We start from the raw sequence: 1295 nt of genomic DNA, 5'->3' as shown, positions 1-1295 counted from the left end.
CCAGTGAAGTACCTCACCTACCAATGACAGATGAACAAGAAAGTGAGTGCTGCACATGGATTTGACTAAGTATTACCCCGACATCGTCGCAAAGTATCCCGCCTATGTAACCAAACGGGAACTATGCGAGATCTGCCACATCTGTCCCAAGACCGCCTACAATTTGGAGCAACAAGGTGAGATTCCCTACACCATTGAGCAAAACCACCTGATCCGTAGCCACAAAATCAAGCTGACGGACATTCTTGCCTATCTCTATCGGCGTGAGTGCAGACAAGAAGCAGACAGTCCCTATATCTGTGCTATGAGAACATTCTATGACGAACACCTCTCTCCCTACTCAGACCTGCTTTCCGTAAAGGATATTCAGCAGATCACAGGCTTTTCGTCCTCGGCAATCGTGCGGTGGATCAGCACAGGGATTCTGAAGGCTTTCCAGCCTGGAAAGCAGTACACCGTCCCAAAGGATTTTATGCTGGACTTTCTGATAAGCCCATATTACCGCCGTATCCGCCGAAAGACCCCTCTCCAAAAGGAATTGATGGATACATTTGAGCGTCTGTGGCAGGAAAAAGGAGGCGAGTGATGTGGCACAGGTATCCAAGTATCGCTATTTGCTGAATCAGTACCCAGAAACAGTCCAAAAAGAGCAATTCCGCATTATCTGTCATATCAGCAAACGCACAGCTCGTTATCTGCTGCAATCCGGTCTGGTTCCCTGCGTACAGAGTGGGAAAAAGACCCGGAATTACACCATAAAGATGAAAGACATAGTTCGCTACCTTGAGCGCAGGGAAATCCACCCCGAAAAATACAAACTTCCCCCCGGCTCATATAGCGGGACATACGCAGTCAAGCCCCTGCTTCCCGAATCTGTGACAACGGAGGAACTGCGAAAATACTACATAGAGAGTTTCCGGGACATTCCCGACATAGTTTCCACGAGAGAGGCCGCGGAATTAACAGGCGCCACGGCATCTACGGTCGCAAAATGGATCAGAACGAAAAAGCTAAAAGCTCTTTCACATGGTCCGGCATTTATCATCCCGAAGGTCAATCTGATCGACTTTATGGCCAGTGACGCATACTTGAACAAACGCTTGAAATCACAAAAATTCCACGAAAATATAGGAGGTTTTCTATCATGGAAAGCGGGAAAATAATTGTTGTAGCCAACCAGAAAGGTGGGGTAGCCAAGACCAGCACGGTCCGAAATCTGTCCTATGCGCTGGCCGAGATGGGCAAGAAGGTCTTGGTAGTTGACTTTGACCCCCAGTATAACCTCACCACCAGTT

At 48.2% G+C, this 1295-nt stretch carries 3 protein-coding genes; all 3 read left to right on the top strand.

Annotated features, from left to right (window positions below; genetic code table 11):
• The first annotated feature begins 55 nt into the window (after positions 1-55).
• Positions 56-586 carry a helix-turn-helix domain-containing protein gene (locus tag H8S57_RS15835; protein ID WP_025544194.1) on the top strand — a complete coding sequence of 177 codons (531 nt, stop codon included), beginning with the start codon at positions 56-58 and terminating at the stop codon, positions 584-586.
• A gap of 1 nt (position 587) precedes the next feature.
• Positions 588-1163, top strand: a complete 576-nt coding sequence (locus tag H8S57_RS15830) for a helix-turn-helix domain-containing protein (RefSeq protein ID WP_006354099.1) — start codon at positions 588-590, stop codon at positions 1161-1163.
• Positions 1145-1295: ParA family protein (locus H8S57_RS15825; protein WP_186908951.1), on the top strand; the 151-nt coding region annotated here is incomplete at its 3' end. The genes H8S57_RS15830 and H8S57_RS15825, both read left to right, overlap by 19 nt.

Origin of the sequence: Lawsonibacter hominis (genome assembly GCF_014287895.1) — a bacterium.
In the GTDB taxonomy this organism is placed as follows: Bacteria; Bacillota; Clostridia; order Oscillospirales; family Oscillospiraceae; genus Lawsonibacter_A; species Lawsonibacter_A hominis.
This window is presented reverse-complemented; position numbering and strand designations above follow the sequence as displayed.

What these genes read in the sequence shown, in the direction of transcription:
- H8S57_RS15835 (WP_025544194.1), top strand. Translation starts at nt 56, where the DNA reads ATGGATTTGACTAAGTATTACCCCGACATCGTCGCAAAGTATCCCGCC.